The organism is Rothia sp. HMSC076D04 (genome assembly GCF_001814645.1).
In the GTDB taxonomy this organism is placed as follows: domain Bacteria; phylum Actinomycetota; class Actinomycetes; order Actinomycetales; family Micrococcaceae; genus Rothia; species Rothia mucilaginosa.
In genome coordinates this window covers 204,458-213,396 of record NZ_KV817365.1, presented here as the reverse complement: position 1 = coordinate 213,396, position 8,939 = coordinate 204,458, and the positions used below count along the sequence as shown (strand labels likewise).

At 52.6% G+C, this 8,939-nt stretch carries 5 protein-coding genes and 1 pseudogene; 2 read left to right on the top strand and 4 right to left on the bottom strand.

Annotated elements, in window-relative coordinates; genetic code table 11:
* Positions 1 to 275 precede the first annotated feature (275 nt).
* From cas2 to zapE, 4 genes are all read right to left on the bottom strand, one after another.
* Positions 276 to 593 (bottom strand): CRISPR-associated endonuclease Cas2, encoded by a 318-nt coding sequence (gene cas2, locus HMPREF2980_RS03280; RefSeq protein ID WP_049337737.1) that lies wholly within the window; start codon positions 591 to 593, stop codon positions 276 to 278.
* Positions 586 to 1,497: a type II CRISPR-associated endonuclease Cas1 gene (gene cas1, locus HMPREF2980_RS03275; protein ID WP_070690141.1), complete on the bottom strand. Its 912-nt coding sequence runs from the start codon at positions 1,495 to 1,497 to the stop codon at positions 586 to 588. Before cas1 ends, cas2 begins: the two co-directional genes overlap by 8 nt.
* 9 nt (positions 1,498 to 1,506) lie before the next feature.
* Entirely contained in the window at positions 1,507 to 4,908 is a 3,402-nt protein-coding gene (cas9, locus tag HMPREF2980_RS03270) for a type II CRISPR RNA-guided endonuclease Cas9 (protein WP_070690139.1), read from the bottom strand.
* Positions 4,909 to 5,443: 535 nt separating this feature from the next.
* On the bottom strand, positions 5,444 to 6,499 hold the full coding sequence (zapE, locus tag HMPREF2980_RS03265) for a cell division protein ZapE (protein ID WP_070690137.1): 1,056 nt from the start codon (positions 6,497 to 6,499) through the stop codon (positions 5,444 to 5,446).
* Between the two features lie 707 nt (positions 6,500 to 7,206).
* On the opposite strand from zapE, the gene HMPREF2980_RS03260 reads away from it, so the two are divergent.
* Both HMPREF2980_RS03260 and HMPREF2980_RS09500 read left to right on the top strand, forming a co-directional pair.
* Positions 7,207 to 7,935 (top strand): DUF6318 family protein, encoded by a 729-nt coding sequence (locus HMPREF2980_RS03260; protein WP_049345150.1) that lies wholly within the window; start codon positions 7,207 to 7,209, stop codon positions 7,933 to 7,935.
* Positions 7,936 to 8,458: 523 nt separating this feature from the next.
* Positions 8,459 to 8,939: pseudogene (locus HMPREF2980_RS09500) on the top strand (peptide ABC transporter ATPase); the annotation flags it as partial.

Below are 8,939 nucleotides of genomic sequence, written 5' to 3'. Positions count from 1 at the left end.
AGAATCTTTCATTATTCGCCTTGATATACTTAATGATGACCACGTGGCGCTTGGGCATGAGTTGAGAATCTTTCATTATTCGCCTTGATATACTTAAGTAATCAAGCATTTCTCCTAGTCAGAGGCATAATTGGGGCAGTTTTTCGAGAGAAAAACTGCTCCATACCCGCCTCGAATTTCGTCTCTAGACGAGATTCGAAAGAAAAAATGAGCCGGTGGGGCAGCTACCAAAAACATGGTCGCTGCCCCACCGGCTCATTTTTTGTGAAGCTCCGCTAGAAAATATCTAAAGCCTCCGGCTTCTCCTCCATCTGTTGCACCTCCGGCCCCAAATGGCGAATCGAACCAGCCCACTGAGCATCCGTAAAACGCATAATACGAATCGCACCACCCGGAGGAACCTCAACCTGCAACCGAAACAAATCAGACCCCGTCGCATTCCCATTCAGATAGTACTTCGCATACACACTCAGCTGCATACGGTCAAAACCCAAATCCAGCAGAACATGACGATAACGATTCGCCAGCTTCCGCTCACTCTTCGTCTTCACCGGCAAATCAAACATCACCATCAGCCACACAGGATCAGCCATCCTCACACAACTCCTCAGCAGCCGTCAGCTCCCACACCGGAACCGACAACCTATCACGCTTACCCTCAACATAGAGAGCAAACTCAGAACAAAAATCCTCCATCACAGTACGGAGCTTAAACGGCGAATCAGCATTCACCGCGTCAGACAGCACCTGAACCAAAGCCGCCTTCTCCTGGCGACCCAGCTCAGTAGAACCAGCAGAAATCAGCTGATACACCGCATAATCCACCGCAGGACGGAAAGGCTCCACCAAATCATCAACCAACGCAAAAGCATTCGAACGATGACGGTGAAACAGCGACAGCGTAGGGCACAAACCTGCAGCAATCACACGAGTCAAAACCCTGCCGCGAAGAATCGTATACCCATAATTGAGCATGCCATTCACCACGTCATCCGAGAGCTGCTGACGACGGAACCTCTGCTCCGGAAGGAACGCGCCCCAATACAGGCGCGCCCCCTGGGCCTCCGCATTCGACGGGTCACCAGAACGCACCGAACGAGCCAACGCACGAATATCCGCAGCGCCCGGCCGCCCCATAGCGTCAAGACAATTTGCCTGACCACGAAGCTTAGCCTTTATAATCTGCATCCACGCATTCTTCGCACGGGGAACGCTCAATTCAGATTGAGCCTCATGGCGAGTAAACACCTTCGTATTCTCAGACCAGTGATACAACGTAGAAATCGGCTGGTTACGCCAATCACAAATCGCGGCAGCAACATCAAAACGTTCCAGGCCAGCCACCAGACCGTAGCCCCAGGAGCACCCCATACCAAGGAGGATAAAATCAACCTCAGCAAGTGGCGTGCTCCGCTCCCCCGCCACGATTCGCCCCCTCTCATACGACAGGAAGCCTTCATAGGCAGTGAAATCAAGAACACGCCACTTACTATCCATCACGCTCGCCTAGCCTTCCACGCCCAGAGCGCGCAACGCCGAAGAACGGACTTCGAACGAAGTCGGCAGGTTGCCGTTACCGCGCCAACGAGGGAAACCCAAGTTATTGCGGCGGATAACCTTGATGCTCTTCAATCCCAAGAGCTTACTAGAAGTAATGATGAGTCCTTTCTCTAGTGCTTCCACTAGAAGTTTCTCTTCATCAGACAGCTGTTTCTCTTCCTTATGCTTCTTAATCTCGGAAGGGAGATCCTCTTGAGAAAGCATCAAGGGACGAATCCTAAGATTCCTACTCTCTGGAAAACCATCTACACGCCAGCGAGTCTCCGGCATGTAGATAAGGAAACGGGTAAGCTTATCGCTTCTTCCAGGAAGATTAATGTACTCCACAGGGTCAAATTCCAACTCATCATTCTGTGTAATCCAAGCAATCTCCTTTGCAAACCCACCTTCAATCATTTCAATGGTTTCTTCCTGCACATCTCGGAAAGACTGAGAACCCGGATGAATAGGCATTCGCAAAACATCACTGCTACCACTCTCACGCATCAGCCACGGGAACTCCGCGCCATAAACACGGAGTACATTAACCTTCAAATCCCCCTTCTTCGTCAGCCAACTGTACAAGCGAGCATGATGAATCGACCCACCAATCTCAGCCACACCACGAGGAGTCAGAATCGACGCAGCATTCTCTGGGAAGAACAGCACCTCATCATCAGCTTCAATGTAGCGGCCATCAGACAGCTCAAGCGAACGGGCAGAATCCTCAGGAAGCTCCTTCAACTTACCGAGAGCGTCCTTCATCGCCAGGTAAATCTCCGGATCAACAATACGTTTCACAGCATCAGCTGACCAGGAAGAGCCCAAAGTCTGCTTCTTCACCGCAGCGATAGTTTCCTTATGTACCGAGCCGTTCTGCGGACGCAAACGAAGCGGGCTCACCACCGCAATAGAGTCCTCCTCGATAGCCTCAGCCAACACATCGCCCAAAACTGTAGCGGTCTTCTTCCATTCCAAGAACTTCTCCTTGGAAGCCGGATACAGACCGATAAAGTCACGCCAATCTTCTTCCGGCTTCAGCTGATCACGGTCCAGCTTGTCCAACCCCTGCTCATAAAACGCACGCCTCAGCTGGCTGCGCTGTTCCAGAGTCAAAGCAACAGAGCGGTTCAGCAAAGTCATCACCGCAGCATCAACCGCATGATGGCGCACATCAAAGCGGTTCTTATCACGCTCACCGCGCAACAAAATACGCTCATCAATACCACCAGCACGGCGAGACTCACGCGTCACGGCACCGGCGTAAACATCCAGCACCACGCGGCTCTTATCGTCCAGAGTAAGACCCTCATTAAAGTGCTGTTCCAAACGCTCACGCACAGCCACAGCTGCGTACGAAGTTGAAGCCAGCGACCGCTCGTCAATCGGCTCATCAGCCTCAGTCTGCTTCAAACGACGAATCTGGTTCTTGAACATTTTCGCCTTCTTAGAGTCCTTAAAGGCCCTCAACTGGCGGACACGGTCAATGGTCTCCTGCATTTTCACAGGACCAGCCCATTCATAGAACAACTTCCGATTCTTCTTCCCGTTACAGTAGCGGCACACCGCTGCCAAATTCTCACGACGAGAGGAACCGCCACCAGCGCGCGGTACGATGTGGTCCAGCTCAGAAGTAGTCGTCGTAATCATCGTGCCACAGTACAAGCACTGGCATTCCTGCTCCTGCACAATTAAATGGCGACGAACTTCCGCGCGGTTCGGGTTCTCCACGCCGGACTCACGCAGTTCGTTACGAATACGTTCGTTCTCTCCACGGTTCTTCTTCTGCTCATTCAGAATCTTCTGACGCTGTACAGGACCCATCAAGCCGATACGGGCATGCTCAACCGTGATCGCCTGCGGGCGGCCCCACTGACGTTCACAATCCAGCACGAAGCGGCGCAGAATAGTCAGCACGCGGTCAACCGTCGGCTGACTCGTCGGTTCCTCCAGCTTAGCCAGGGGCGGGCGCCAGGTATCGTCCACACCGAAGACAGCCTTGCGGGCTTCATGAAGACCAACACGGTACTCATGCATGTACTCGCTCAACTTTGAAAGGGTCTCATGACTATAAGCAACACGGCCCTTCTCAAAATCAATATTAGAGAGCGCTTCACGTTCCTCAGCCGGCCAGCTCATATAGAGCTCAGGCAAACCTGCCACAGCCGCCGCCTCTTCAGTATCGTTCGTTGCATCGGCAAGGAACATAATGAACAGACTGCGCAGCTGGTCGTCATCATTAGACTCCCACCACTGACGAGCCTCAGTCTTCTTGCTCATTGCCTTCTCGAAAGCTGCAGACGAACGGTCGAATGGTGCAGTCTTCTGCTGAACGTCCTCAAGAACCGGCGCAATCAATCGGTTACCAGGAACACCAATCTCTTCAGCCACATCGGCCCAGCTAGGCTGCTCCTTAGCGGTATAGCCCATCAAGAACTCGACAGCAGCATCATACTCGCCCTCAGTCAGCTCACGCTTCGCACGAGAATCAGTACGAACACGCAGATTCGCCACCGAATCAAGAATACGGAACTCCTGAAACTCCAGAGACGCGCGAATCGTTCGGTTTTTAGAAGGGGCCAGCGGGTCCTTCCCCACACGCTCCGTCGGTACATATGCAACCTTATGCGCAAAAATTGCATTGCGAAGAGTCTCATACTGCTCTTCAATATCCTGAACCTCGCAAATACGACGAAGCTCAGCTACCTGATCTATCTGACGGACCTGTGCGGCCAACAGAGGGGTACCACGTACATATCCAGTCTTTTTCTTCTTCTCAGCCCTGGGACGCAGAAGAACCTCATTATTAGCGGCAAGAGCACCCAGCATACCCAAAGTCGGGTTAGCCGGAACCTTCTCACCAAACAGCTCACGCGCACGAGCCAGAATAATCTCAAAAGTCTCCGACGGCTCCTGCGACGCCCTCTCCAGCTGGTCAAGAGACCACCACGGATTAGCCCAACCACGGTGACGAGCCATATGACGCACAGCGCGCACCAAATGCTCATTCAGCTCATCAGCACTAGCCAGTTTGATTGATGCCAACAGCGCACGCGAAGTCCACGCCTCATAGGTCTCAGGCTCAGGACCCTCCGGTACGGTATAGCCCAAATTCTCAAGCACCTTATCGAGGTCACACAGACGCTGCTTACGGCGACGAGTCATGCGCATCCTACGACGAGCTTCACCGCGAGTTTCTTTACGACTCTTCGGATTATCTGTCGGATCCAAACCGCCGTCATGGCGGAAAGTTACCAGAGCAAGCTTCTGGATAGGGAAACCAGCATCATCAAATTCGATAGCGGCAAGACCAACAGAGCGGTCGCCGACATCAACACCGATACGGTAGTTCTTCATGTCCGTAGACATGTCATACTCCTTTGTGAGTGATTGCAATCAAGTGCAGGCATTGCACTCTTGATAAGCATCATTGCGCCCATCTGAGACTAACAATAACCTGACTACACCATATACGCATCCGAAACCGTCATTCTCACCCCCAAAAGCGCAAAAAAAATTTTTATGTGAAGCACTTGCGAAACCCGTGAACCACTGTGCTAGAATCAATAACGAAAGATTCTTAATAAGGCATCCTTCCGATGCTGACTTCTCACCGTCCGGCTCCTCTTAGGAACGGGCGGTATGTTTTTAACTTCCTTATCTACTGCAGGCATTTGCGAACCCGCAGCATGCAACGAGCCAAGACGCACAAAGACCCCCGCCGGGTGCTTCCTAAGCGACCCGGCGAGGGTCTTCACGTATGAGAGGGGTTGGCGCGGTTCAGGTAAACCAGACTAACCAAGCTAACCATGCAAACCGGGCGAGCTTCGAGTCTCACGGGACTAGAAAGAACAGCGCATCAAAACCCGAGCCGGCCAAAGCTCGGCCCCGGCGAACAGCGGAACTAGCGCTCCGCCTCCTCACCCAGCATGCCCTCACGAGCCAACGCAGTCAAACGAGACACCGCACGGAAATACTTCTTCTGATAACCACCAGCCAGCATCTCCTCAGTAAACACCTTGTCAAAAGGCACACCCGAAGAAACAATCGGCAAGTCCTTGTCATACAGGCGGTCAGCCAACACCACAAAACGCAACGCCACCGACTGCTCAGTAATCGGGTGAACATCACGCCACGCAATACCATCCAGGCCATCGATCAGCTGGCGGTAACGCGACGGGTGCACCTTCGCCAGATGCTCCACCAGGTCAGCGAAGTTATCAACACCAACAGTCTGGTCGCCGAACACTTCCTCAACCTTCGCATCAAACGCATCATCAGCAACAGGCTCCGGTGCGGCAGGCAGACCACGGTGACGGAAATCCTCACCATCCACACGGTGCACCTCAAACTGCGAAGCAAGCACCTGAATCTCACGCTTAAAATCCTCAGCCGCGAAACGGCCCTCACCCAGCGCACCAGGCAGCGTGTTCGAGGTCGCCACAAGCTTCACGCCAGCATCCGCCAGCTCACGCATCAGACGAGACATGAGCACAGTATCACCCGGATCATCCAGCTCAAACTCGTCAATACACACAAGCTTGTAGCTGCTCAACGCCTCAACCGTCTTACGGAACGTCAACGCACCCACCAGGTTCGTGTACTCCACAAAAGTACCGAACGCCTTCGGGCCATCCACATAATGCCACAGCGACGCCAACAAGTGAGTCTTACCCACACCAAAACCGCCGTCAAGGTACAGGCCAGCCTTCGTAGAATCCTTCTTCTTGCCACCAAACAGGCGACCAAAGAAACCGGCACCAGCGCCGCCACCATTAATCTTGTCGCCAAAATCCTTCAGCTTCTGCACAGCCTCAGCCTGCGACGGCTGATTCGGATCAGGAATGTAGCTATCAAAAGACACTTCACCAAAACGCTCAGAGGGGCGGAAACCCGCCAGCAACTCATCAGCAGAAACGCGAGGGATGCGGTCGGTCAAGTGTACGGTCGTGGTGGGCACAAAAACTCTTTTCTTCAGTGACGGCGATGTGACTTCCGCTTTAAGTGTAGTACTGTCTAACACCCCGCGTGAGCCGCATGAGTTGCCCGCCACATTGCGGGCATGAGGAGGGAGTGGGATGTGGGTGTGTTGGGTGTGTAAATGCTGTGCGGGGATACGGAGGCGAGCAGGGTGAGGATGTGCCGGGGTTTGCTTCAGGCGGGGACGTCGTTGGCTGGTTCTATCTCGGACGGGGTGCTGCGTTCGATAGGTTAGTGTCTTCGCCGTGGGTTTTATACCCGCGGAGGAGGCAATAGCCTATCGAATATTCCCTTAACCTATCGGCTATTTCTCCACCCTACTGTCTACTCCCCTAGCTTGCTGTTCATTCTTTTGGTCCGCGGCCCTCTCCCCTGGTCTGCTGCGGGAATTCTTTTATCGGGGAACACTCACCGCTACATGTAAATTCTTTGCGTGCAGGTACTTATTTGATGCATAAAGCATTGAGGTACTCGTATGGTGATGTTTCGTCGCTGTAGCACCCAAAAGAATGCAAACGACCGCAAACATGCGGTAGGGTGGTAACTGTAGTGCTCCACAGCGCATTGATGCGCTTGTTGGGCACACTACGGGGCTGTTTTCCTTCCGGTGGTCAGCTTGACCTACGAATAATGGCTCGACCAGTAACTAAACAACACACCATCACCGATGATAGGAGCGTATCTTCTATGGATTCAACGATCTTTAATCGCCGTACCCTGCTGGGTAGCGGCGCACTTGTGGGCATTGGTGCCCTGCTTGCGGCATGTGGCCAGCAGGCTAACAATGAGGCGGCAGCTACCGCCTCCGCGGCGCCGAGTGAGACCGCTTCGGCATCTGCGGCAGCTTCTGAATCTGCATCAGCTTCGGCAACCCCGTCTACTATCCGAGGCTACTCTGGACAATCCAAAGCCCCTGACGGTGAGTACCGTAAAGCCGACGGCTACGGACCCGCGCAAAACGTACCCAAGCCCCCGAGCCGGAAACAATACCCCGAAACTCAGGAGGGCGCTCTCAACATGATCAACGACTGGACCATAGCCCACAACTATGCAGTCCAGACGGGTGATTGCGAATACGCCAAAGCATATGTGAAACCAGAAACTGACGAAGAAAAGTTCTACGGATATGTCGAGCGCCTTTATAAGCGCGGCGGATGGATCATTAATGGTCTCGACAAATATCAGCTCGATGGTCAGTTTATTTATGATGAAAAAACTAAAGAATACACCCTTATGCTGAAGCATATTTGGGAATTCGTAATGTATGTTGAGCCCGACGGGTCATACACCGAAGACACGAATACGGCCGAGGGGGACGATAGCGGCGCTTACATTCTCAAATATTCGGATGGATTTTGGACTGTCGTTGGCTCACTTTCTCAAGAGCAGCTGAAGGAAAAAGGGTCGTTGAAATAGCATGTTCCATATCAGAGAAATAGGAAGTGCATATATACTCACTTTTGCTGTTATCACATCATCTGTTTTTATGAGCGTTCCTCCTGCGAACAGCCAGGAATGCAGTAGCGATAACGGCCATGCTATATGCCTCACTAAGGAAAAGACTCCACAACAAAACTTTGCGAGGAAAGGCACCCTAGATACTAGGATAGACTCACCTACCGCTAAATCATCCCTTGAAATAGAAGCGGAGAACCAGCGGAAGGAAGAAGAATTCCGTAGAAATTATGACGAAGTAAAAGACAACTTGGGGCAGCCTATGTATATTCCCAAAGGTAATGCGCGCAAGCAAGGTGAAGCGGAATGTCTTGCAGCGGGAAGACAACCTGGTAAATACAGCCGTATCCGTGAGATGCCTATTAGTGGCGAAGAGGTAAATTACGATCCGAAAACAGGACTAGGAACATATTGCCAGCCACTTGATACCAAAACTCTCACCTCTAATGACCCCGCACAGCCTAAGGGTCCCACTATTGAAGAAATGCTCCAAGAAGTTGAGGACCAATTCGCTAAAACCGATATCCAGGCCCCTGTACTGAAGCAGTCCTATAACCTTGGCTCTGGTCAGGGCGAAGATAACCCTAACGTCTATAAGAACCAGGCCGTCAACTTCTACGTCGACGCACCCACCGCACGTTGGGAAGGCGACCTCATGATTGGCCACGTGGAGATGGAGTCCTACCCCACCCAGATGACCATCCAGTACGGCAACGGTGACGAGGGCAGCTTCTACACCATGGGCAAGCCGGTCAGCAGGGCACGTGGCGAAGAGTCACGCAAGACCGCGACCAGTTATGTCTATAAGCGTTCAGGCAATTTCCATGCCTACGCGACCGTGTCTTATTCTGGTCGTTTCCGCGTGAACGGCGGTGACTGGCATGCTCTGGATGTCGTGTTGACGAAGGAAACTGTCGATCCGCTGCTGATTCGTGTGTGGTGGGTTGATGTGGGACGCGTGGCAG

Coding starts and splice junctions, on each gene's coding strand:
- cas2 (WP_049337737.1), bottom strand. CDS start 593: ATGGCTGATCCTGTGTGGCTGATGGTGATGTTTGATTTGCCGGTGAAG.
- HMPREF2980_RS03260 (WP_049345150.1), top strand. CDS start 7,207: ATGGATTCAACGATCTTTAATCGCCGTACCCTGCTGGGTAGCGGCGCA.
- cas1 (WP_070690141.1), bottom strand. CDS start 1,497: ATGGATAGTAAGTGGCGTGTTCTTGATTTCACTGCCTATGAAGGCTTC.
- cas9 (WP_070690139.1), bottom strand. CDS start 4,908: ATGTCTACGGACATGAAGAACTACCGTATCGGTGTTGATGTCGGCGAC.